16 protein-coding genes and 1 pseudogene are annotated in these 23486 nt (G+C 58.1%); 8 read left to right on the top strand and 9 right to left on the bottom strand.

Features of this window, described 5'->3' with window-relative positions; all coding sequences use genetic code 11:
* Positions 1-108: 108 nt before the first annotated feature.
* The 8 genes and pseudogenes from eno to glcD form a co-directional block, all read right to left on the bottom strand.
* Complete coding sequence (gene eno, locus B0G69_RS37410; protein ID WP_121325036.1) at positions 109-1392, bottom strand: phosphopyruvate hydratase; 1284 nt, start codon at positions 1390-1392, stop codon at positions 109-111.
* A 133-nt stretch (positions 1393-1525) separates the two neighbouring features.
* Positions 1526-2950 (bottom strand): pyruvate kinase, encoded by a 1425-nt coding sequence (gene pyk, locus B0G69_RS37405; RefSeq protein WP_121325035.1) that lies wholly within the window; start codon positions 2948-2950, stop codon positions 1526-1528.
* Position 2951: 1 nt separating this feature from the next.
* Positions 2952-4244, bottom strand: a complete 1293-nt coding sequence (locus tag B0G69_RS37400) for a glycerate kinase (protein ID WP_121325034.1) — start codon at positions 4242-4244, stop codon at positions 2952-2954.
* Positions 4245-4344: 100 nt separating this feature from the next.
* Positions 4345-4486 (bottom strand): annotated as a pseudogene (locus B0G69_RS37395) (2-hydroxy-3-oxopropionate reductase); the annotation flags it as partial.
* Positions 4487-5062: 576 nt separating this feature from the next.
* A complete protein-coding gene (locus tag B0G69_RS37390; protein WP_121325033.1) occupies positions 5063-6703 on the bottom strand; it encodes an L-lactate permease in 1641 nt (546 codons plus the stop codon).
* A gap of 322 nt (positions 6704-7025) precedes the next feature.
* Positions 7026-8252 (bottom strand): glycolate oxidase subunit GlcF, encoded by a 1227-nt coding sequence (glcF, locus tag B0G69_RS37385; protein ID WP_121325032.1) that lies wholly within the window; start codon positions 8250-8252, stop codon positions 7026-7028.
* 23 nt (positions 8253-8275) lie between these two features.
* Complete coding sequence (gene glcE / locus B0G69_RS37380; RefSeq protein WP_121325031.1) at positions 8276-9340, bottom strand: glycolate oxidase subunit GlcE; 1065 nt, start codon at positions 9338-9340, stop codon at positions 8276-8278.
* Positions 9340-10839: a glycolate oxidase subunit GlcD gene (glcD, locus tag B0G69_RS37375; RefSeq protein ID WP_121325030.1), complete on the bottom strand. Its 1500-nt coding sequence runs from the start codon at positions 10837-10839 to the stop codon at positions 9340-9342. Before glcD ends, glcE begins: the two co-directional genes overlap by 1 nt.
* A gap of 1069 nt (positions 10840-11908) precedes the next feature.
* Between glcD and B0G69_RS37365 the strand changes: the two genes are divergently transcribed.
* The 4 genes from B0G69_RS37365 to B0G69_RS42900 all read left to right on the top strand — a co-directional run bounded on the left by B0G69_RS37365 (position 11909) and on the right by B0G69_RS42900 (position 15791).
* Entirely contained in the window at positions 11909-12643 is a 735-nt protein-coding gene (locus B0G69_RS37365) for a FadR/GntR family transcriptional regulator (RefSeq protein ID WP_116120410.1), read from the top strand.
* A 395-nt stretch (positions 12644-13038) separates the two neighbouring features.
* Entirely contained in the window at positions 13039-13848 is an 810-nt protein-coding gene (locus B0G69_RS37360) for a YoaK family protein (protein ID WP_158609049.1), read from the top strand.
* Between the two features lie 297 nt (positions 13849-14145).
* Complete coding sequence (locus B0G69_RS42905; protein ID WP_277873611.1) at positions 14146-15096, top strand: penicillin-binding transpeptidase domain-containing protein; 951 nt, start codon at positions 14146-14148, stop codon at positions 15094-15096.
* A complete protein-coding gene (locus B0G69_RS42900) occupies positions 15027-15791 on the top strand; it encodes a penicillin-binding transpeptidase domain-containing protein (RefSeq protein ID WP_277873610.1) in 765 nt (254 codons plus the stop codon). The genes B0G69_RS42905 and B0G69_RS42900 overlap by 70 nt, the downstream gene beginning before the upstream one ends.
* A 403-nt stretch (positions 15792-16194) precedes the next feature.
* Here B0G69_RS42900 and B0G69_RS37350 read toward each other — a convergent pair whose 3' ends face one another.
* The gene (locus B0G69_RS37350; RefSeq protein WP_121325027.1) at positions 16195-17139 is read right to left on the bottom strand and encodes a cupin; all 945 of its coding nucleotides are present in this window, start codon (positions 17137-17139) and stop codon (positions 16195-16197) included.
* A gap of 321 nt (positions 17140-17460) precedes the next feature.
* On the opposite strand from B0G69_RS37350, the gene B0G69_RS37345 reads away from it, so the two are divergent.
* The 4 genes from B0G69_RS37345 to B0G69_RS37325 all read left to right on the top strand — a co-directional run bounded on the left by B0G69_RS37345 (position 17461) and on the right by B0G69_RS37325 (position 23449).
* Entirely contained in the window at positions 17461-19569 is a 2109-nt protein-coding gene (locus B0G69_RS37345) for an FUSC family protein (protein ID WP_121325026.1), read from the top strand.
* A 266-nt stretch (positions 19570-19835) separates the two neighbouring features.
* Positions 19836-20762 carry a LysR family transcriptional regulator gene (locus B0G69_RS37340; protein ID WP_121325025.1) on the top strand — a complete coding sequence of 309 codons (927 nt, stop codon included), beginning with the start codon at positions 19836-19838 and terminating at the stop codon, positions 20760-20762.
* A gap of 533 nt (positions 20763-21295) precedes the next feature.
* A complete protein-coding gene (locus B0G69_RS37335) occupies positions 21296-22243 on the top strand; it encodes an NAD(P)-dependent oxidoreductase (RefSeq protein ID WP_121325024.1) in 948 nt (315 codons plus the stop codon).
* A 147-nt stretch (positions 22244-22390) separates the two neighbouring features.
* Positions 22391-23449, top strand: coding sequence for a YncE family protein (locus B0G69_RS37325; RefSeq protein ID WP_241991678.1), 1059 nt, complete (start codon positions 22391-22393; stop codon positions 23447-23449).
* Positions 23450-23486 lie beyond the last annotated feature (37 nt).

Below are 23486 nucleotides of genomic sequence, written 5' to 3'. Positions count from 1 at the left end.
GACTTGATTGGCGTTCACTTCATGGGCTCGCGTGATCTCCGCCACCGAGCGACCGCTGGACAGCGCCCATCGGATGAGAAACGCCAAATTGTTGAGGAGACGCCACAACTATCTCAAGTTGTAGAACGCCGACTTGCCTGGGTAGCTGGCGATATCACCGAGGTCTTCCTCGATGCGCAGCAACTGGTTGTACTTCGAGATGCGGTCCGAACGCGACAGCGAACCCGTCTTGATCTGACCGGCGTTCAGGCCGACCGCGATGTCCGCGATCGTCGAATCTTCGGTTTCGCCCGAACGGTGCGAGATCACGGCCGTGTAGCCGGCGCGCTTGGCCATTTCGATGGCCGCGAAGGTTTCCGTCAGCGTACCGATCTGGTTGATCTTGATCAGGATCGAGTTGGCGATGCCCTTCTCGATGCCTTCCTTCAGGATGCGCGTGTTGGTGACGAACAGGTCGTCGCCCACCAGCTGCACCTTCTTGCCGAGCTTCTCGGTCAGCGTCTTCCAGCCTGCCCAGTCGCTTTCGTGCATGCCGTCTTCTATCGACACGATCGGGAACTTGTCGGCGAGGTTCGCCAGATAGTCCGCGAATTCCGTCGACGACAGTTGCAGGCCTTCGCCGGCCAGTTGGTATTTGCCGTCGTGGTAGAACTCGCTGGCTGCGCAGTCGAGCGCGAGCAGCACGTCTTCACCAGCGCGATAGCCGGCTTTCTCGATAGCTTGCAGGATGGTCGACAGGCATTCGTCGTTGCTGCCGAAGTTCGGCGCGAAGCCGCCTTCGTCGCCCACCGCCGTGCTCATGCCGCGGTCCGACAGGATCTTCTTCAGCGCGTGGAACACTTCGGCGCCGCAGCGCAGTGCTTCGCGGAAGGTCGGCTGGCTGACCGGCACGATCATGAATTCCTGGATGTCCAGGCCGTTGTTCGCGTGCGCGCCGCCGTTGACGATGTTCATCATCGGCACCGGCAGTTGCATGGCGCCCGAGCCGCCGAAGTAGCGGTACAGCGGCAGGCCGGCTTCTTCAGCGGCAGCCTTCGCAACGGCCATTGACACGGCCAGCATCGCGTTCGCGCCGAGGCGCGACTTGTTGTCGGTGCCGTCGAGTTGCAGCAGGGTCTTGTCGAGGAAAGCCTGCTCGGAAGCGTCGAGGCCCATGATCGCTTCGGAGATTTCAGTGTTGATGTGCTCGACGGCCTTCAGCACGCCCTTGCCGCCGTAACGGCCGGCCTCGCCGTCGCGCAGTTCGATCGCTTCGCGCGAACCCGTGGACGCGCCCGACGGCACCGCGGCGCGGCCCATCGTGCCCGACTCGAGCAGCACGTCGCATTCGACGGTGGGGTTGCCTCGCGAATCGAGAATCTCTCGACCGATGATATCTACGATGGTGCCCATGGTTCCTTCAAAAAAGTGACCGCTGCGGATGCTTAGCTGAAACTGCCGAGGGTAACGGCTGGTTACATTACTTTTAACAGTGCGCTACCAAAATAGTCCCGTTACCCAAGAGTGCCGTTACCCAACTTGACGCTCACACCATTGCACCGGGTTTGGCTATTTGCAGGAGATTGGTAGTCCCTGATTTCCCAAATGGCAATCCCGCGGCAATCACCACCGAATCACCTTGAAGCGCAAAGCCTTCGCTCGCGGCCGCTTCGCAAGCGAGTTCGATCATCTCGCCGACGTCGTGTGCGTTTCTAAACGGCACCGCGTGGACACCCCAGACAAGGGCGAGTCTGCGAGCGATAAGCACCGAAGGTGTCATCGCTATAATCGCTGTGGATACCCGCTCTCTAGCCGCGCGAAGGCTCGTGGATCCCGACGATGTGTACGTCACGGTGACTGCGGGCTCGATTATCCGAACGACTTGCCGCAAGGCGCAACAAATTGCGTCTGCCGTTGTTGACTGCGCCTTGGTATGTGACGCATCGATTCCGGTTCGATACTCGGGATCGCGTTCGACCCGTTCAATGATCCGATTCATGACAGATACCGCGTCCAACGGAAACCTTCCACTAGCCGATTCCGCGGAAAGCATGACAGCGTCCGCACCTATGTAAATAGCGCCCGCCACGTCCGAGGTTTCCGCTCGCGTTGGAATCGGCGAATTTGTCATCGATTCGAGCATCTGCGTTGCGACGATGACGGGTTTTCCGGCTTCCCGACAGCGCCGGACGATTCGCCGTTGCAATTCTGGGATCTGTTCCGCAGGCAGTTCGACCCCAAGATCTCCCCGTGCCACCATAATCCCATCGCAACGCTCAATGATTTCGTCGAGATGCTCAATCGCAAGCGGCTTCTCAAGCTTCGCCATGATCCACGCCCGATCGCCGATGATGGCACGGGCTTCATCAATGTCTTCCGGGCGCTGCACGAATGAGAGTGCAACCCAGTCGACCCCGTTCTCGAGCCCGAACGAAAGGTCCTCACGATCCTTGCGGGTAAGCGGCGATATAGGCAGCATCACGCCTGGAACGTTGACACCCTTCCTTTCCGTTATCCGACCTGCGACGATGACGGAGGTTTCGGCAAAGTCACTACCTTTCGCTTCTACACGCAGCTTCACCTTGCCGTCATCGAGCAACAACTCTGAGCCTGCTTCGATTGCTGCAAAAATTTCAGGGTGCGGCAAAGGCGCGCGTTCACTATCGCCCGCTGTCGGATCCAGGTCGAGCCGAAATTTTTGACCAACCGAAAGCTCGACCGCTCCGGCCTGAAACGTTCCGAGCCGGAGCTTCGGTCCCTGCAGATCCAGGAGGACGCCGATCGGCCGACCGGATTCCTTTTCGAGGTTTCTGATGGCGGAAAGCCGTTGCAAGTGGTCTTCGTGGCTCCCGTGGCTGAAATTCAGCCTGAATACGTCAACGCCAGCATCGAATAGCCGTTGGATCATTCCACTTTCTGAGCTAGCCGGACCAAGAGTCGCGACGATTTTTGCATTGCGAGACCGCTTCATTTCAATTCTCCTGCTGATGGTCAGCGCTTTTCGGAAGTACTAGAACAGCGCGAAAGTCATTCACATTCGTCAGCGTCGGCCCACAAATGACCGAGTCCCCAAGCCCTCCGAAAAAGGTGTGGCCGTCGTTGTTATCAAGACTCGCCTGTGGGTTCATCCCACTCTTCCAGGCACGGTCTAACGTATCGGGTGAGATAAAGGCCCCTGCTATCTCGTCCCGACCGTCAACACCATCGGTATCACAGGCGATTGCATGCACCCCATCTTCGCCCTGCAGGGCAATGGCTAGCGACAAGAGGAATTCGACATTTCGTCCTCCACGCCCGTCGCCCTTCACCGAGACGGTGGTCTCGCCGCCGGAGAGCAAAATACAGGGCGCCTTAAAGGGCTGATTACGTCGGGCGACCTGGAGAGCAATTCCCGCCATGACCTTCCCGACATCTCGTGCCTCACCTTCTATCCGGTCGCTCAATATGTAGCAAGGAATTCCTGCTGCCTTCGCAACCTCCGCCGCAGCCTCAAGCGCAATCTGTGGAGCGGTGATTATCCGATAGTCAGAACTCGCCAAAGAGGGGTTACCTGGCTTTATCGATTCTCCCGCCCCGCTCTCCAGAATTTGCATGGCGGCCAGTGGCATCGCAATGCCGTACCGTCGGATAATGTTCAACGCGTCCGCGCAGGTCGACGGGTCAGCAACAGTTGGGCCAGATCCGATATCGACCGCCGAGTCACCGGGCACATCCGAGATCAACAGCGTCAATAGTTGCGCCGGATGACATGCGGCAGCAAGACGCCCTCCCTTCACAGCCGAGAGGTGGCGACGAACGCAGTTGATTTCGCTAATCGCTGCGCCCGAACTAAGCAACGCACGGTTGATATCCTTCTTTTCTTCCAAGCTTAATGGATCAAGCGGCAAAGACAGCAGCGATGACGCCCCTCCAGACATAAGGCAAATTACGAGATCGTCTTCGTTCAGCCCGTCTACCAACTTGAACATGGTCTGGGTTCCGCGCAAGCCATTAATAGCGGGAACTGGATGCGCTGCTTCGACTATCTCGATCCGGTCGCATTGGACAGCATACCCATATCGCGTCACCACCATGCCCGTCAGTTCACCAGGCCAGATCTTCTCGAGCGCACTGGCCATCGAAGCCGATGCCTTTCCCGCGCCGATCACAATCGTCCTGCCCCTTGGCGGAGGGGGCAGAAACGGCGCTATGCATCGCGACGGCTGAGCAGCATCCACAGCAGCCGAAAACATGTTGTTAAGCAACTCGCGTGGCTCGTTCTTCATTACAGTATGTGGCTCATTTGGCATAGGACGATCGGTCGATGCTCACGCGTGAACATCGAATCGTCGCAAAAATACAGAACGTCATGGGCATTGGCAGCGTTTACGAGATGTGGAAATTCGCCATGATTTCAAGCGCGCACCATCGCCGAGCGATCCCATGCTTTGCCGCAGTGCGCTGCGAACACGCTAAACAGTTGCTGCGCGCTTGCCGTGTTCGGCAGCGCGATGCCCAGCTTGCGTGCATCGATCCCTTCTTTCCCTAACACCACAACAGCTGCGTCAACCGCTCTCATCCTTGCATGTCATATCCTTCAATTATCTCGTGGACGAACTACACGTCATTGATACTTTATTAGTACGTCTTAGTTTGCATAAGGCCAGAAAGAATCACATAAGTCGATATCAAATGTATTGAATCGATCGACGGTTAGTGAAAGATTCAGTCCGGTTTCAAGTAGCTGATGTCCTCGTCAACATCGCTCAGCTACGCTCAAAACATGGCGATTGCGACCTCAAAATCGCATTCGAGGAGGACGCCGCCCCAACGAACCGATAGTGCTTAAACGTTTCGGAGCGGCTGTCAACGATTGCTGACGACTCTGTGGCCTGGGCCGGGCTAGATCTAATAGGTGGCGACGAGCGTCGGACGTCCGGCCTGGCAATCGCCCAACCTTCGGCTTTGATATGCGGATGCAAAGGAAGAGAACGGCATACCCGAAGTACGGCAATGCCGTTCAGTACCAATCGCAGGCCAGTCACATCGCACACCAGCCACTCCTCCGGCGGGCGGAAAGCCAACTATCCGGGGCGATACCAGGTTAATGATGCAAAGTCGGGATCATCCACGACAGCACGTGCTGTTGCAGAATCACGAGCAGTCCAAGAAGGAACGTCAGAAATACGCTATGCCAGAAGGTCCGTGCGAAAACGATGCCTTCCTTCCCCTTCAATTCCGTCGTTGAAACGCCAGTCGCGATGTTTTGCGGCGAAATCATCTTCCCCATCACCCCGCCGGACGAATTGGTTGCCGCCATCAAGACTGGGTCAAGCCCCAATTGTCGGGCCGCCACGACCTGCAAGTTGCCAAACAGCGCGTTGCCCGACGTATCGCTTCCGGAGAGAAACACCGCTATCCAGCCGAGCGACGCTGATACCAACGGAAAAAATGCTCCCGTCGACGCCACGCCCAAGCCTAACGTGTAGCTCATCCCCGAATAGTTGAGCAGATACGCCAGCCCTACAATCATCATTACGGTTGCTATGGCAATCCGCGTCTGTCGCCACGTTTTGACTACGCAACCGAAGAAGTCACCCACACCAGTTCGAGTCCAAAGGGTCGTGATGATTGCCGCCAGAAGAATTGCTGTCCCAGTCCCCATCGGCTGGAAATCCCAGACCGCCGCGTAAGGCTTGTTATAAAGCGTGACAAAGACGGCGTTGTGCAAGCCCGGCCACTGAACTTTGAGGTCGCCAATTGTAGCGATCTGCGCATGAACCCAAACGATGACCACTACAGAGACCACGATCCAAGGCATCCAGCCACCGTAGCCGATGCGCTTGCTACCGGTCGCGATGTCCGCAGACCGGACCACTGCAAACGCTGGGTCTGGCTCTGGCTTCCAAACTTTGAGAAACGCGATCGTCACGATTAACGAGGTTAGCGAGGCGAGCACGTCGGTGAGTTGATAGCCCAAATAATTGGAGGTTATGAACTGCGTGAAAGCAAAACTTCCACCCGATACGACAAGGGCTGGCCACAACTTTCCGATTGAACGGATTCCCCCATACATTGCAACGACATAGAACGGCAGGAGGAATGCGAAGAACGGCAGTTGCCGACCGACCATGGCAGCGAGCGTGTCCGACGGGAGCGACGTCACCGCGCCAAGCACTGTGATTGGTACCCCAAGCGCACCAAAAGCCACCGGAGCCGTATTGAAAATCAGGGCGTAAGTAAGTGCCTCAAGCGTTGGGAAGCCGAGTCCGACGAGCAGCGCGCTGGTAATTGCAACTGGAGTACCGAATCCTGAAATTCCCTCAAGCAAACAGCCGAACGAAAAGGCGACAACAAGCAGGACAAGGCGTCTGTCGTCAGGTAAGTGATCTAGCATCCACTGACGAAACTGGTCAAAACGCCCGGACTTAACCGCAATGTTGTAAAGCAGTAGAGCGGTGAACACGATCCACATAACCGGGAGCAGCGCGAGAGCCATGCCGGCAGCAACCGAGTTGAAAGCAAGACCGGCAGGCATGCCCCAAATTGCTATGGCGATAACTAGTCCAGTGATCAGGCCTGCGAGGGAAGCCTGCCACGCAGGGCGACGCAGAATGCCAAGCATTACAAGTGCAACGACAATCGGTATCGCAGCTACCACGAACGAAAGTAGCAGTGAGTTGCTCACAGGGGTAAGCGGCTGCGTATAAACCGCCCCTGCTGATAACGGAATTGCTGGATTCATTCTGCCTCCTGTGCCCGTTTATTTCGGATAGCTTTTGATTTATGTGAACCGGTTCGACGGCAGAAAAATGCCGTCGCCTAAAGTACATGGGACGCCGCACAAAGGCTCCGCCCCGATCGACACCATCTTCCAAGCCGCGCATCGAGGTAGCTCGAAGGTCGGAATTCAAATCCGCTGGACAATTTGCGCCGGAACACACTTGGCCACAGGCTCACCGGTGTGCGCCTAAACGAGATTTAATTTCTTGAAGAGCGTCACCGCCCACCTTTGAGACTGCGACGCAAATTGCGATTGCGGCTCAAACGTAGCATCCGATGCGTCCTCACGCGCGTTCCGAAAGCGACTCCTCCACGAGTTCGATCCAGTGACGAACCGGAGTCCGGCTTGCACCGTTCAGATGCGTCTGGCAACCGATGTTGGCGGTGACGATCGTATCCGGCTTACCGCTCTCGAGTGCGTTAAGCTTGTTCTCGCGAAGCTTGGCTGCCAATACGGGCTGGGTAATCGAATATGTACCAGCCGAGCCACAGCACAGGTGGGCGTCTGGGACTGCTGTGAGATCGAAGCCCAGTTGCTGAAGAATACGTTCAACGGCTCCCCCCAGCTTCTGCGCGTGCTGCAAGGTACACGGGCAGTGAAACGCGACGCGCTGGGTAGCCCCACCTCTTAACTCGTTCAATGGCTCTGCCGCAAGAATTTCAGCAAGATCACGGGCGAGCGCGCTGACGCGTTCCGCCTTGTGAGCGTACGCTGGATCGCGCTGCAGCAATTCGCCATACTCTTTGACGAAGGCACCGCATCCACTCGCCGATATTACAATTGCTTCGGCGCCCGCTTCGATTCCGGGCCACCATGCATCGATATTCCGTTTTGCACGCTCAAGCCCAGTTGCGTGAGCCCCGAAGTGATAATCGGTTGCGCCACAGCAACCAGCCTCCTTAGCAGGGGAAACGCTAATACCAAGTCTGTCCAGCACGCGTGCAGCCGCTGAGTTCGTGTTCGGCGACAGCGAGGGTTGGACGCAGCCTTCGAGCATCAACATACGACGCTGATGCTGAATTGGTGGCCGACGTTTCGCTGCGACATGGCGAGCCGGAATTTTCTGCTTCACTGAAACTGGCAACAGCGGATGCAGTGCCCGACCCGCCTTGAGCGCAGTAGCAAACACTCTTGAGCGAGGTACTACATGGCGCAAAGCAGCGCGAAGCAACCTATCGGTTGTTGGCCGCGCAACGCGACGCTCGACCTCCGCACGGCCGATATCAAGAAGCTTGTGGTACTGCACTCCCGACGGACACGTGGTTTCGCAGTTGCGGCAACTAAGGCATCGGTCGAGATGAAGCTGCGTTTCCGCAGTGACAGGTTCCCCCTCCAGTACCTGTTTGATCAAATATATGCGCCCGCGCGGACCGTCGAGTTCATTACCAAGCAACTGATAGGTCGGACATGTTGCGTTGCAGAACCCGCAATGTACGCAAGAGCGGAGAATGCCCGCCGCTTCATCTGCGCGCTCGAGCTTCTTTGCTTCTTCGCTGAGATTCGTTTGCATCGGATTACTCGCCTGGAAGTCGTTCAGATTTCCGCGTACATGCGGCCCGGATTAATGATGCCGTGGGGATCTAGCTGCTGCTTCAACTGACGGTGGTACCGCAGCAAGGGCGCAGTTAGCGGGTGAAACGGCTCGTTTGTCTCATGCGAACGGAATGCAGTCGCATATCCACCATGGCGTTGGGCGATGCGACGCAGTTCATCTGCTGGCGCTGAAGTGTTGAGCCAGCGTTGAGCGCCCCCCCAATCCAGCAAGGCGTCGCCCGGCAAATCGATAACGGGAGCGGTCGGAGGCAGCGAGATCCTCCACAACGAATCCCGCCCGTCAAAGAACGGAAGACGAAATTCGCGCAACGCCGTCCAGAAGGTGCCGTCAGCCTCCTCACCACCGATGAGCTCGCGTGCTGCACGAACGGAGCCATTGCCCCCTTCGAGACGAAGGTGAAGCATGTTGGAGGCGTAGCACGCGCCGGCGATGGGTAGCCCCGAACGTCGCCACTCGGCAAGCCTCAAAAGTGCATCCGCGACGTCAGTCTCAAGTTCAAGGTGAGCTGTCGCGCGCGGCTTCGGCAGGACTTTCAGAGATACTTCCGTGATCAACCCGAGGCAGCCGTAGCTTCCTGTGAGCAAGCGCGAAACGTCATAGCCCGCGACGTTCTTCATCACTTCACCACCAAAACGCATATGCTTACCGTTGCCAGTGATCGCGCGGCAGCCCAAGACGAAATCACGCACCGACCCGGCCCATGGACGGCGCGGACCAGACAAACCAGTCGCCACCATCCCACCAACCGTCGCAGCCCCCCCGAACGCTGGCGGCTCGCACGGAAGCATTTGACCGGCAGCATCCAGCACGGCATTTAGTTCAGCGAGAGGAGTGCCAGCCCGGGCGGTAATCACCAGTTCGGTCGGATCGTAGCTGACGATGCCTCTGTGCTTGCGTGTGTCCAGAGGTGCTGCATCGACTACACGTCCCAACGCCAATTTGCTATCACCGCCGCGGATCCGAAGTGGCGTCCGCGTGCGGATGGCCTGCATCACTTGCTCAATGAGTTGCGCGCTGTTATCGGGGTCCATATCGCGGCGCATCAGAAGCGCTCCAGTTCAGGGAAAGGAAGTTGCCCGTGATGCACGTGCATTGATCCAAACTCGGCACAGCGGTGCAGCGTGGGTATGTTTTTGCCAGGGTTCAGCAAACCGTTCGGGTCAAACGCCGCCTTCACCGCGTGGAATACGAGCAATTCGTCGCTGTTGAATTGCGCGCACATCTGATTGATCTTCTCGCGACCTACGCCGTGCTCACCGGTAATGCTGCCGCCCACTTCTACGCACAGTTCAAGGATTCGCGCACCGATCGCTTCAGCTCTATCCATCTCGCCCGGGACGTTTGCGTCAAAAAGAATGAGCGGATGCATATTGCCGTCGCCCGCGTGAAATACGTTGGCAACGCGCAACCCATATTCGATGGACAAGTCAGCGATTCCTTTTAGAACCCGAGGCAACTGCCGGCGCGGAATCGTGCCATCCATGCAGTAATAATCCGGAGAAATTCGACCGACAGCGGGGAACGCATTCTTTCGTCCCGCCCAGAATTTTTGGCGCTCCGCTTCGTCCTTCGCGACACGTACATCCGTCGCACCCGCCATACGCAATATCGCGTCGACGCGCTCCACGTCTTCCTGCACGTCCGAGTCAGATCCGTCAAGTTCGCATAGAAGGATTGCCTCAGCCTCGACCGGGTAGCCAGCACGGATAAAGTCCTCGGCAGCCCGGATGGCGAGGTTGTCCATCATTTCAAGCCCCCCGGGAATGATTCCATCGCCGATAATCTTTGCCACTGCGGCACCGGCGCGTTCGACATCGTCAAAACTGGCGAGCAACACCTTCGCGCTTCGCGGCTTCGGAAGCAGCTTGACCGTAACTTCGGTCACGATTCCCAGCATCCCTTCCGAGCCAGTAAAGAGCGCCAGCAGATCAAATCCAGCGCTATCCAGGGCCTGAGAACCCAACGTCAGCCGCTCACCCTCGATAGTCAAAATCTCCACTTTCAATATGTTGTGAACGGTCAGACCGTATTTGAGACAGTGCACGCCGCCAGCGTTCTCGGCCACATTGCCGCCAATCGAACATGCGATCTGGGATGACGGGTCAGGGGCGTAGTAAAGGCCGTGCGGCGCCGCCGCCTGCGAAATTGCAAGATTGCGGACGCCCGGCTGCACCCGCGCCGTACAAGCATCTACGTCCAATTCGATGATCTTGTTGAAGCGGGCCATCACGAGCAATATCCCCTTCTCAAGAGGCATCGCACCCCCCGAAAGTCCCGTGCCTGCTCCCCGGGCAACTATCGGTATCCGGCGCCGCGCAGCGTACTTCAACAAGTGCTCAACCTGCTCAATCTTGTCGGGCAGAGCAACAAGCATTGGAGCGCATCGATACGCTGAAAGCCCGTCGCATTCAAAGGGCCGCATGCCTTCCTTGGAATTCAGCAATTCCATGTCCGGCAGGAGGGTCCTGATCTCCCTTACAAGCGTGTCCTTGTCGTGCGACGGAAGAACACCGTCGATCACTTCGTCGTAGAGGTAGCTCATTGGTCATACCCCGCCGTCATTGCTTGACACCAAGCGGCGCAAGTACTCGGAACATGGACGGCAGGCTCAATCGGTCTGACGAACGGATGATGGGATTCCTGTGACATTTCGTCTCCTTCACATCGCAGCCCTCATAACGCGCAGAGCTCCGACCTTATGGTTCTGTTTCGGTCTTTTGGCCGACTGGTCGACCACCTGACCAGACCGATCGTAGTCGCGTGCAACGGCCGTGGAAACGGGTGGAAACCCTAAAAACGGGACGTCCGGCCAGAAATGGAACCAGTGCCCTAGACGGCGAATTTGCGAGTCAGGTGCCCCCCACAACGGATGACTACGTGGAAACAACCAGGAACTTGACCACCAAAATTCGAGATGACTCGAAGGCCGACGTTAGGACCCAATGCTTGATGTCCCACCGCCCCACCCAAGTCCCCCGCCCGTCGATCGCCCGTAGCGGCCCCCGACGGATCGATTGGGTCCGGCAGCCGGAGCATTGACGAACGACCACACTGCCTTTACAGTTCCCGGAATGATCGAATCTCCTTATTGGACCATACTACCCTTATGGTTACTGAACCGAACCGGCATCCGAAGACCTCGTATACCGGCACTACTTCGGAGCGGGACACGTTTGCGCGCGATGTCCTTGAACGTGTTACCTCGAAATGGCCACTGAAAGTACTCCAGGTAGTCGCCGAAACAGACCAACCACTACGATTCTCGAGGGTTCACGAGCAAGTCGACGGTATAAGCCAAAAGATGTTGTCCCAAACCTTACGAATGTTAGAGAAGGAAGGACTGGTCACGCGCACTGTATTCGCGCAGATTCCTCCACGCGTCGAATATGAAGCAACCAAGCTCGGCCGCGATTTGCTCGGTGAAATCGTCCCGGTTTGTCGCTGGATTGCGGCCCGGGAGTCGGCGTTTGTAGCAGCGAGAGCAACGTTCAGTTGTCCGACGAAACCAAGCGAAAGTTGACGCGTTAATCGCATTCACGACCAGAACTTCCCGCATGAATCAGGCGGGAAGTTGAACCAAAAAATCTAGAGACGCGAAGGAGCCGGCGCAGATGTCTTTTTCCCCAATCACCCCACCACCCCGATTCCGCTTGTCCGACGCCGTCTGCGATCAGCTCGAACAACTGATTGTTGACGGGACACTGCGAGCTGGAGAATCGCTGCCATCGGAGCGCGACCTGGCGCAACGTTTGAACGTATCTCGCCCGTCGTTACGAGAAGCATTGCTCCGACTGGAAGGTAGCAAACTGATTCAATCCAGGACGGGAGGCGGATATGTCGTCGCAAACTCCAGTTCGCCCCTCATCGCGGACCCGCTGGCGCACTTGATAGCGCGCCACCGCAAGGCGGCAGGAGATATTCTGGAAATGCGTGAAGGACTGGAAGCCGTGACAGTCGAGTTGGCAGCCACACGCGCGACGAAATCCGATATCCGGCAGGTCAAAGATGCCTTGAACGCCCTCGAATCGGCGTTTACCAAGCCGGACCCATACGCCGTGCACGCTGGGCAAACATCGCTGCCGCTGCTTGATGCCGCTTTCCATTTGCGAATTGCCGAGGCTACTCACAACATCGTCCTCGTTCATGTGATGCACGGTCTGTACAACCTCGTACAGAAATCGATTGAAGAAACCTACTCAACATTCGAGAAAAGAGACGCAGACTTGTCGCATCTGATGGAACAGCATCGGCATATCTACGACGCTATTGAGCGTCACGACCCAATTGCCGCACGCAACGCGCTAGTCACCCATCTTGGCTTTATCCGGGAAAACGCTTCCCGCTAGGAAGAGCGTTTGCCGACTCACTGGCCCGAGGACCGCCGAAAAGCATCCGCTGAAGTATGCGCAAGGATGCTAAAGCTTAAGTACCGGCGCCAAATTCGGCGAGTGTACCAACGCTGTCCAGTCGAGATCCTCCCAACCACATACGACTGCAGCGGCTCCCCTATCACACACAACGCTGGCGACGGGCATGGAAGCCGCAACGTGTTCTGCCTCCCCAAGCGCCATGTCACAAAACCCACGCCGCCATGTTTGATGGCCCAATGACCTGCATGCACTTCTACAGGCGGGCCGTCGAGGTGGACCCTTTCCCGCAAATCTGATTTCCCGGCAGAGAGCTTCTTGTGACGTGAGTCACATCGGTATCCTTTGCGTGTCCGCTGTCATGCTTGATGCACATGAACACAAGCCAAGGCGGAAAACACCTGGTCTCTTTCGAGCATCGCGGATCGATGCGTCACCACGCCAGAAACAGGGATCTCCAGCAAATGCCTCTAGACCAAACCGTCCTGTCGTCACGTCACGAACTGCGTTTGGCCTGGTCGCTCGCGGCAGTCGCCGGCTTTCTCAATGCGACGGGCTTTTGTGTCGCGGGTATTTTCTCGGGCAACATGACTGGCAATGTGACGTCATTGGCAGACAGGATCGCCACAGGCGACCCGCGTTCGGGGCTCTCACTCCTCGTGATCATCGTGCTCTTCATTGTGGGAGCGATGCTTTCTGCGCTTCTTCTCGAGTTTCGCGGTGCAGGTAACCGGGCGCACGCGTGTGTGATCATCTTCATGGCGGAAGCCGTCTCGCTTGTGGTTCTCGCAGTTATAGACGTGAAGGTTCACACCGCAAGCGGCCTGGTGCTCGTTTTCGGATTGAGTTTTCTCATGGGTTGCCAGAACGCGACCGCCGCCGTGGTTTCCAATTTCCGGGTGCGCACCACTCATTTTTCGGGCACATCGACCGATATCGGAGTGAAACTCGGCCTTATCTTCGCTCATGCACTTCAGAGGAATAAGCTGCCTGATCGGGCTGAGCACTTCCACGAACTGAAAGCCAAAGTGCTGACGATGGCAGCGTTTTGCGTGGGTGGCGTCGCAGGTGTGACCTCCTATAGCGTGGCCGGGAAAATGAACCTACTTATATCCGCGCTCGGGATCGTTTTTCTCTCGATCCCGCCGCTCATCGTTTCGCGCAGCCCGCAGGTATCAGCGTAGTTTCGCAATGCCTGTGGCAGCGCTAACCACATGCCCAATTCGAGCAACGTATTGTCGCGTCCAACCCCGTAGGTTCCGGACTTTCTATTCTTCTGACTCCTCACACCCGCTCGCTTCTTTGCCGAACCCGTCTTTCGACAGCACAAGCAAAGAAACTCCCGATGTGTCGGCGGATCGTCGATCGTTTCGGAAATCACACTCACTAGTTATTAGATGCCGCGAAACGTCACTTTCAATCAAACACCACTCGTAAAGGCAAACGTTTCCCGCGGACGGTCGACGCTAGTGATGATATTCATGTCGATTGCGTTTGCGTCCTGCGCGGCCCGTGCCTTCTGGATTCAGGTCATCGACCGCAGGTTCTATGAAAAGGAAGGCGCCTCGCGAGTTGAACACATCATCGACGTTCCTGCTGAGCGCGGAAAGATAATAGACACGAACGGGATGGTGCTGGCTACAAATGTTCTCGTGAAGTCCATCTGGGTCGACCCTAAGGAAATTCCCGAATACCTTGAACCCGGCAAACTTGCGATGCTGTCGCGGCTACTCGACATGCCGGCGCAGCAGATCACCGCACAATTCGACAGGGACAAAACATTCGTCTACCTGAAGCATCAGGTGCCGCTTGGCGAGGCTGACAAAATCAAGTCGCTGGGAATCCCGGGAATCTACCAGACGACGGAGTACAAGCGTCTGTATCCTGAAGAGGAAGTCACCGCACAACTGGTCGGCTTTACCGGCATCACCGGTGCAGGCGAAGACGGCGTCGAGCTTGCCCAGGACGCGAAGCTTGGGGCCGTAGACGGCACCAAGTTGGTCATTCGCGATAGAGTGGGACACGTCGTCGAAGATCTGGGGAACGTGAATGCTGCACGTCCCGACGTCGACGTCCAGCTTGCCCTGAACGGCAGTATCCAGTACAGCGCCTTCAACGCGCTGCGCTCAGCCGTCATCAATAGCAACGCGCAGGCCGGCTCCGCAGTTGTCGTCGATGGCCATACCGGCGAGATTCTGGCTCTCGCAAATTATCCGAGCTACGACCCGAACGATCGTTCCTTGCTACAAGGGCCTGCGTTGCGTAACCGCGTGGTGACGGACGTATTCGAACCGGGTTCGATAATGAAACCGTTTACGGTCTCACTCGCTCTCACCTGCGCCGGGTTTCGCCTGATTCGCTCGTGGAGACGAACCGAACGTTTTCTTTGGACGGAGCCACCATCACGGACGACGCAAATTTCGGCACTTTGACTGTTGCTGGGGTTATACAGAAGTCAAGCAATATCGGCGCAACAAAGATAGCCCTAACGATGAAGCCCGAGGAAATGTGGAACATGTACACTGCCCTCGGATTCGGGCACGCCCCAGACCTCGGTTTCCCCGGCGCTGGTGTCGGCATCGTGAGACCGTGGCGAAAGTGGCATCGCATCGAGCAGGCGACGATGTCCTACGGATACGGCGTGTCCGTATCGCTAATCCAGCTCGCGCACGCCTACACGGTCTTCGCGAACAACGGCAGGCTCGTGCCGCTTTCGCTGTACAAGACGGACGAAGCGTCCGTCAAAGGTACGCAGATTTTCACAGAGCACACAACGGATGAAGTCAGGGTAATGCTGGAGAGTGTGGTGGCGAAAGGCGGTACTGCTCCTCAGGCCGAAATCCCCGGATACAGCGTCGGGGGAAAGACAGGAACGGCCTATACCGCCACCCGCCACGGATATGAGAGGAACGCCTACCGCGCATCGTTCGTGGGGGTTATTCCGATCAGAAACCCGAGGCTCGTGATTGCTGTTTCGATCGACAAGCCCAAAGGCGCGAAGCACTATGGCGGTGACGTTTCAGGACCTGTGTTCGCCGAGATTGCGCAGGCAGCGATGCGCGTGCTCAACGTCCAGCCGGACGAGCCCGTGACCGAAGCGGCCCATCCAGAGCCGTTGTTGAACTAGCGTGGCGTGAGAAAAAGCTCGGGTACGAAGATGGTGCTTAGCTGCCGGTTGCCGGAGGATCCCACGGTCATACGATATGGACCAGTTCACCGTTGGGAATCTTGAATTACGAAAGGCCGGTTTCACGGCATAAGAACACCCTTGCGATTGCTCGACGAAACCCGGGTGCAGCAAAAAGGCGGAGACTTTTGGTCTCCGCCAGACTTTGGGCTGGTTAGCCCCCTCGTGTCGTCGTTTGTTCCGGATGCTTTGCGGTGAGCAAGTTCTGCCAACGGCACATCGCGTGCCGCGACACCTCGAATCCAGAGACCGCGTGCGCTGCGTCTGTTGCGATGAAACGCTGACCGCCTTGTTCCGTCAAGACGCACACACGCAACCCCGAAGCAAAGCACCCGGTGCGCAATCAATGTGCGAACTGGATATCCAGCGAACGCAGATACGTCTGAAGACCCGCGTCCTGGATTGGGATCACGTAGCCGTTTTCCCCGGACTCATTGAAGTGTGCGTGCCAGTAGCCCGGCGGCGTGACGAAAGCCATGCCTGGTTCCCAGTCGACGCGCTCCGGGTTGACGATGTTGCCCTGCTCATCCAGTTCCGTTCCGACAAGCGTATAGCAACCGGGCTTGCACTCCGAAATGAAGTCGAGCGCGATCGACTGGTGGCGGTGTGGCTTTTGCACCGTGTTCGGCGCAATAACGCCAAACATTGCCCACATGGTGTGGGTCACCGTGCGAGTCTGCGGAAATTTCGCGTTGCCAAGCAGAATGCTGACGCGACTGCGCTGACCAGCGCCCGGTGCTCCAGCGACCTTCAGCAGTTCCTCTTCCGCGCGGACTGCGGGGTAAAGCGTCGGCGAAAAGCGCGCTTGCCCGACGTCCGCACCCAGATAGGCGAGCAACGGCGCATCGTTGACGTAGTAGAGCCGCGCGGTCGAGTCAGCCGTCAGCACTGCTTCTGCGCCACCGGGAAGCGCAAAAAAATCCCCCTTGGCGAACTGGAATGAAGTCTTTGGCTGTACTACGGCGCCCGAGCCTTCCAGAACGTAAAAAACCTGCGAAGTCGCGTTCGGGTTCAATGAAACCTTCTCGCCTGCGAGAATACGCACGAAGTTGGCGATCAGCCCAGGACCGGTAGCGGGGCCCTCGCAACGCAGTTCAGCAGACAGGTCAAGCGGCACTACACGCGTCGGACCGCTGTCGTAAAGCGAGGTCAGGAAAGAACGATACGGAACTCGCGAAATCAGCTTCGCGCCGATCGGATTGGCCGACGAAGTGTATTCGAAGTATTGAGCGCCTTGAGTCACTTCATCATCGAGCTCAAGCGTTGAAGCGAGGGTTTTGTCCAGCATGGAACACCTCCAGAAAGTGGACTAGTGAAGAACAGCACACTTATGCGCGTGAGATAGGGCGTTGCGCAAAAGGTTGATGTCACTATAGGAGCAAATTCTCGTGGCTAGAATCGCGCACACCAAAAATCACCTTTGCAAAGAAGGGATAACTTCGGCCCTGTTCTTCCCGCAAAATTGAAACCTCGCGATAAACGCGCATCGGCTGGCCGAGAACACATAGCCGTTGTCGTCCGTTAGGCCTGACACCTGCGGCATCTGGTACGCTCGCCTTGTCTTCGCCACGACGTATGCGCGTCGCCATCAGTTGAAGAGGAGCGTCGCGTGATCCTTTCTATCTTTCGTCGCCTGCCGCATCGAAAGCAGGCCTTCTTTCGCAACCTCGCGCGTCAGCGCCCCGCGTGGATGGTTTCTTTCGCCATCGAGGAAGCAAGCCTGTCCGAGGGCCTCCGGGCAGCTAGCGCGTCGACCGCGATGCTGCTCGTCGGACAGATTTTGCATAACCCTCTGTTCTCCTGGGCCGCGATCGGCGCGTTCTGGACGTGCCTCGCCGATGCGGCTGGTTCGTCGCGCCGCCGCTTCGCGTCGATGATGGGATTCGCCGTGCTCTCCACCGTGTGTGGCGGCCTGACAGCGCTTGCCTCAGGCGCGGGCGCATTCGCGGCCTGCGCCGCGGTGCTAGCCGTCTCGTTCTGCGCCGGGCTTGCCTCCATCTGGTCGCCCGCCGCCTACCAGCTCGCGCTCGTGACGGCGACCACCTGCATCGTCATGGTGGATAGTCCGATGCATAGCATCGGCGGCGGTGCACCGCTACTCGGCATCTACCTGAGCGGTTGCCTCGTGGCGACCGTCCTCAGCTTTAGCATCTGGCGCATTCACCCGTTCGGACCAAGCCGTTATGCCGTCCGGCTCGTGTATCAGCGTCTGTCCGATTCGGCACGCGATATTGCCTCGCTGGCCACTGATCCCGCCGCCACGCGCGCCGATTGGACGCGGCACGCGACCGAATTTCGTGCAATGGTCCGGCAGTCGCTGGAAGCCGCACGCAAAGCGCTGATCAGTTTGCCCCAGTCGCGCGTAGAAGGACGCCAGCTGTTCGGCGATCTGCAACTCGCCCTCGACGACGCCGACCAGATCCTCGTCACCCTGATCGTCGTCTCAACGGCGGCCGACAATGCGTTGATTCCCGGAAACGCTCCGTGCCGCCTTGGGCGAGACCGCGCGGTACGGCTCGCACGCTGTCTCGGCATGCTCGCAGAAGTGCTTGCCCGCATCGCGTTGATCCTTGAAAAGCCGCTTTCGCCGTTCCCGTATGAACTGCGCGCGCGCCTGCCAACAATCGCCCGGCGACTCGAACAGGCCATGGATCATTCGCTCTCCATCCGCCTTTTGTCAGTCAACGCGCAACGCTATCCGCCCGCAGCAACGGAACAGGACTGGTGGCGCGCGACGCTCGGCACCACGCGCAACGCGCTCAAAACCCTGCGGGCGAACTTGCGGCCTGGTTCGCCCGGCCTGCGCCACGCAGCGCGGCTTTGCCTGGCGACGACGTCCGCGTTCGTCGTCGTGCGAAGCTTTCACATTCCGTTTGGTTATTGGGCAACCATGGCGACACTGTTCGTGCTGCAACCCGCTAGCGGCACGACGCTGTCCAGAAGCTTGGAACGCGCGGCCGGAAGTGCGGCTGGCGCCGCGCTCGCCGCGGTAATCGGGCTAATTATTCACAGCCCGCTCGCGATCTCGTTGGTCGTCTTCCCGCTGGTGTGCCTTACGATGGGACTACGGCGCGTCAGCTATAGCTTGTATGTCGTGTTCCTTACCCCGTCGTTCGTGCTGGTCGCCGATTTCGCCAAGCCGGCGAACGAGTTCATGTACGCACTCGACCGACTCGGAAACAACCTGCTCGGCTGTCTGGCCGCAGTGCTAGCTACCTGGATCGTCTGGTCAGCGAAAGGTGGCGAAAGTCTCGGCGACGCCGTTGAGCGCGCGGTCGAAACCAACCTCGCGTATCTGGCCGCTGCGGCAGGAATTTCGCATCGATGCGACGGTGAGATCGAGTCGCTACGGCGCGCCGCGGGCCTCGCAAGCACGCACGCCGAGGAGATTTATCGACGCAGTTGGCCAAGCCGCACGCCTCAGCGACGCAAGACCGTTGCGACGCTCTCGCTGCTACGGCGCATTCTGGGAACGGCAGCCGTTGTCCGGAACTCCCCAATTCCGACGGAAGGAAGTGCACCGTTGCGCGATGTTCTCTGCACCGCTATCGACAAGATCCACGCACAGACTTACACGAGCACCGACACGCCACCAAGTATTCCACGCGACATTCGGCTGCGTCCGATCGAGTATGAATTGCTGCGCCAGTTAATGGAACTGTGGACACTGCGCCGCACCATCGTCGTGAAAGAGCGCGAAGGCGAGCCGGTAACCTAGCGGATACACCAGTCCTTCGGTTGCTTCTCCGACAAGGGTGCCAAGCCCTGTCATTCCCATTGCAGCTCGCGACTAAACCTTGCGTGGAGCCCAAAACAGTCAACCCGCGTCCATGTGTTCAGAGCGCGTTGCCATTCGTACCATCAGCTCACGCCAGGTACAGTAGAATATTCAGCCCCCCAGGCGATTGCCCGAGCTGTATGCGTGGCTCGAGAGTGCGGCAGGAATTGGGCAACCACCTCGACTAGCTATCCCGGAAGCTGACCATGGACTACATCTCTGCAATACGCGCTTTTCTTCATGCGGCGGAGCTCGGAAGTTTCAGCAAGGCGGCAGATAAAGTTGGGATTAAGACGTCTACCGTTTCGCGCTATATCAACGAACTGGAACGGGATCTGGGAATCGCGCTTTTCAATCGATCGACGCGAGGCCTGGTGACCACCGAAGGGGGACGGGTCTTCAGGGAACACGCGCTCATCGTCATCAAGAGCCTGGACGAAGCACGCGAAATCACAGCATCACTCAATACGTCCCCGCGCGGGCTCCTGCGCGTTACGATGCCGACATCATTTGGGCGCAGACATGTGATACGCCATCTGCCGGATTTCATGGATCGCTACCCCAAAATCGATATCGATGCGGTCGTCACCGACGACGTCCTGAACATCATTGATTCGGGCATCGATCTCGCCATCAGAATTGGTGTTCTCCCGGATTCGCAACTGATGGCGCGGCAACTGGCAGTACATCGAAGGATTGTATGTTCGAGCCCGGCCTATCTGGCACAGCACGGCACCCCAGCGTCTCCGGAGGAACTTGCAAGCCACACGACGCTACGCATGCCCCTGTCGACAGACGACACATGGTTTTTCGTCAACCGCACGCATCGCACGGTTCCTCAAGAAGTATCTGTGCGACTCCAGAGCCGCTTGCGTGTCAACGATACCGAAGCGGTACTGGATCTCGCCATTGCCGGCCGCGGCATAGCCCTGCTACCCACCTGGGCCATCGGCCCCGCTTTCCGGAAAGGCAAGCTGGTGCAGATCCTTCCTGAGTGGGAAGCACAACCTACGCGCGCGGCGCCTGCGGTATGGGGCGTTTATCCCCCCAAAAAGACTGTGTCATCAAAGGTACGGGCGTTTCTCGACTTCTACGCAGCGATATTCGGTCAGGAAGGCTACTGGGAAAGCTGAACGGCCCCGGCGGTGACCCATGCGGGTTGACAGGCTCCGCCCCGGGTCAATCTCCGCGAGCAGCATGACCGCCGCGAATTCTGGCGGCCCTATCCTCAAAAGCGAATGGCGCGCTGTGCAGACCACTTCGAGCGGTCACAGTCGCGTCTGCTGTAGATGCCGACACGGCGGGCCGCACCGGCGCGCGAGACATCGATGGCAAGGACGGTAACGCTAAAACACCGGCAAAACAGCCGTTACTGCCCCGCAAACGGGCGCAGTTCTTCGCCGCGGCGCCCCAACGATCCACTGCAAGCACAGTGGGGCCCGGACAAACGCGACACCCGATGCCCGGCGCACGCATCGCCAGATGCGCAGACGCCATTGCGGCATACCCCTGTGCGCAAAGCAGAGTTCCCCATTAGGTCCTTCCGCACCATGCATGCGACAGCTATTCTGCACGTGACTACGCAGCACCGCTGTTTCGCACGCTCCCCGAGACCGGGCGAGTTACGCGCGCGCAATGGTGTCCGGTGATACACCTTCATTGAATAATGATGACGACCTCCACACGAAATTCAGACGCAAGCGCTTTAGACCGGAGTACCAGCCAGCCAGGTACAGCGCCACAGCCAACCCGTGTCGGCATTGTAGGTCTCGGGCGCATGGGAACTGCATTCGCCCGAAATCTGCTGGACGACGGCTATGAAACGGTCATCTTCAGCAAGTGTGGGAATAACGTAGCCGCTCTAGAGGCAGCGGGGGCCAAGGCTGCAATGAAGTGGATTGATCTCGCCCACTGCGAAATCGTCATTAGCATGGTGCCTGACGATGAAGCGACCGACTCGGTCTCGATATCATTGGCCAATGTGCTCGATACGCACGCAATCCACATTTCAATGAGCACGATAAGCCCTGACGCGTCACGCCGGGCGTCGGAGCGCCACTCCCGTCTGGGGCAAGGCTACGTTGCAGCCCCCGTCCTTGGGAACCCAGACCTCGCTGCCGCCCGGAAGCTGTACATTCTCGCTGCGGGCCCCGATGAGTATGTGGAGCGATCGCTTCCTTTACTTGATCGGCTAGGGCAACGCATTTTCAATGTTGGGCAAAACCCTGAGTTAGCCAACACGTTCAAGCTCGCCGGCAATGCGCTGACGGCGGCTACGTTGCAGAGTATGGGTGAAGTGCTAGCCTTTCTGCATAAGGCAGGCGTTGACCCCAAGGTCGCGTTCTCCGTCTTCACGGAGTCCCTCTTTGATGGAAAAGTGCATAAGGCATACGGAAGAAAGATCGTCGAACAACGATATTCGCCGCCCGGTATGACTTTGCCGCTGGCGGTCAAAGATCTGCGTCTCGCTTTGGCGGAAGCGGAACAGCTTTCAGTGCCGATGCCAGTTGCAAGCGTCGTTCGTGACCGTCTGGTAGCTGCTGTCGCTCGCGGTTGGGAAGATCTCGACTGGTCAGCGCTCGGCAAGCTCGCCGAATTTAGCGCAGGCATTTGACCGGCATCGCTAAGTGTCGGGCTCGACGAAGCGGCGGGTTCGCCCGAACTCGAAATAGCGCCCGGCACGCGGCTGGCAGATATTCCTGGAGATTGGCCTTTTCCCCCTCTGTGGAGTCGGCAAGGAAGGCCTTGCACTCGTTGAGCTTTGAGCATCATTGCGCAATCTAATTCCGAAATGCCCTATTCCATGAAGCTTTCACGTCGCGCGCTGCTTGGCGGTGGGCTCGCCGTTCCGCTGGGACTCGGCCTGTCGCCATTTCTCGCCCTTCGTTCGAGCCTCGCCAATGCGGCCTCCCCCTCTCTCGCGATTGTGATGAACTCCGGCGAAGCCAGCGTCTCGGTCATCGACATGACGTCGCGCAAAGTTGTCCGAACCTTGCCGACAATGCGTGAGCCCAGCCACTGGGCCCTTTCGCCGGATAAAAGCAAGCTCTATATCGCCGACGCCAGCGGCAATGCGCTGTTCATAGTCGACCCGCGCAACGGCACGTCGCTTGGCCACAAAGTCATTGCCGATCCCTATCAGCTCGGCTTTACACCCGATCAACGTTACCTCGTCATCAACGCACTGCGGATCAACTACGTCGACGTGTACCGGTCCGATGACCTGACGCTGGTCAAGCGATTCTCGCCCGGTGAGATGCCAAGCCATCTAGGCTTCTCGCCGGACTCGCGCTTGAGCTTCAATTCGATGCAGCAGTCTGGCACGCTCGTGTCGTTCGACCTGACCAACATGACGATCCGCTGGAAGTCGGAACTCGGCTCAACGCCCGCTGGCGTGCTTTGGCACAACGGCAAGGTGCTGGTCTGCGTGATGGGCAGTGACCATGTGGCGGAAGTCGACCCAGTAACGGGTGACGTGCTGCGGCGGGTCAAAACCGGCGTCGGTCCACACAACGTCTTCCTCACGCCGGACCGCAGGACGCTTTACGTCACGAACCGTGTCGGAGGCTCTCTGGCCGCGCTCGACTCCGCCACGCTTGAGCTGCTTCGCACGTATCCGCTTCACGCTGGGGGGCCAGACGATATCAGCGTTGCACCCGACGGCAAGCTATGGGTGACGCTGCGTTTCCGTGAACAGGTCGCCGTGCTGGATCCGGCCAGTGGCAACTACGAAACCATCGACGTGGGGCGCTCGCCGCACGGCATCTTCCTCAGCACTCAAATGAGCCGGCCTGGTTTCGTTACAGCTGAAAACCTGTAGGGCGCATCATGCTTGTATTTCTCGACAGGTGGTTCAG

The organism is Paraburkholderia sp. RAU2J, assembly GCF_003634845.1.
Classification (GTDB): Bacteria; Pseudomonadota; Gammaproteobacteria; order Burkholderiales; family Burkholderiaceae; genus Paraburkholderia; species Paraburkholderia fynbosensis.
This window is presented reverse-complemented; position numbering and strand designations above follow the sequence as displayed.

Bases quoted from the DNA above. Each gene is read 5' to 3' on its own strand.
- B0G69_RS37360 (WP_158609049.1), top strand. From the start codon at position 13,039: ATGAACACAAGCCAAGGCGGAAAACACCTGGTCTCTTTCGAGCATCGC.
- B0G69_RS37350 (WP_121325027.1), bottom strand. From the start codon at position 17,139: ATGCTGGACAAAACCCTCGCTTCAACGCTTGAGCTCGATGATGAAGTG.
- B0G69_RS42905 (WP_277873611.1), top strand. From the start codon at position 14,146: ATGTCGATTGCGTTTGCGTCCTGCGCGGCCCGTGCCTTCTGGATTCAG.
- B0G69_RS37400 (WP_121325034.1), bottom strand. From the start codon at position 4,244: ATGAAGAACGAGCCACGCGAGTTGCTTAACAACATGTTTTCGGCTGCT.
- B0G69_RS37340 (WP_121325025.1), top strand. From the start codon at position 19,836: ATGGACTACATCTCTGCAATACGCGCTTTTCTTCATGCGGCGGAGCTC.
- B0G69_RS37390 (WP_121325033.1), bottom strand. From the start codon at position 6,703: ATGAATCCAGCAATTCCGTTATCAGCAGGGGCGGTTTATACGCAGCCG.
- eno (WP_121325036.1), bottom strand. From the start codon at position 1,392: ATGGGCACCATCGTAGATATCATCGGTCGAGAGATTCTCGATTCGCGA.
- B0G69_RS37365 (WP_116120410.1), top strand. From the start codon at position 11,909: ATGTCTTTTTCCCCAATCACCCCACCACCCCGATTCCGCTTGTCCGAC.
- glcF (WP_121325032.1), bottom strand. From the start codon at position 8,252: ATGCAAACGAATCTCAGCGAAGAAGCAAAGAAGCTCGAGCGCGCAGAT.
- pyk (WP_121325035.1), bottom strand. From the start codon at position 2,950: ATGAAGCGGTCTCGCAATGCAAAAATCGTCGCGACTCTTGGTCCGGCT.
- B0G69_RS37335 (WP_121325024.1), top strand. From the start codon at position 21,296: ATGATGACGACCTCCACACGAAATTCAGACGCAAGCGCTTTAGACCGG.
- glcD (WP_121325030.1), bottom strand. From the start codon at position 10,839: ATGAGCTACCTCTACGACGAAGTGATCGACGGTGTTCTTCCGTCGCAC.
- glcE (WP_121325031.1), bottom strand. From the start codon at position 9,340: ATGCGCCGCGATATGGACCCCGATAACAGCGCGCAACTCATTGAGCAA.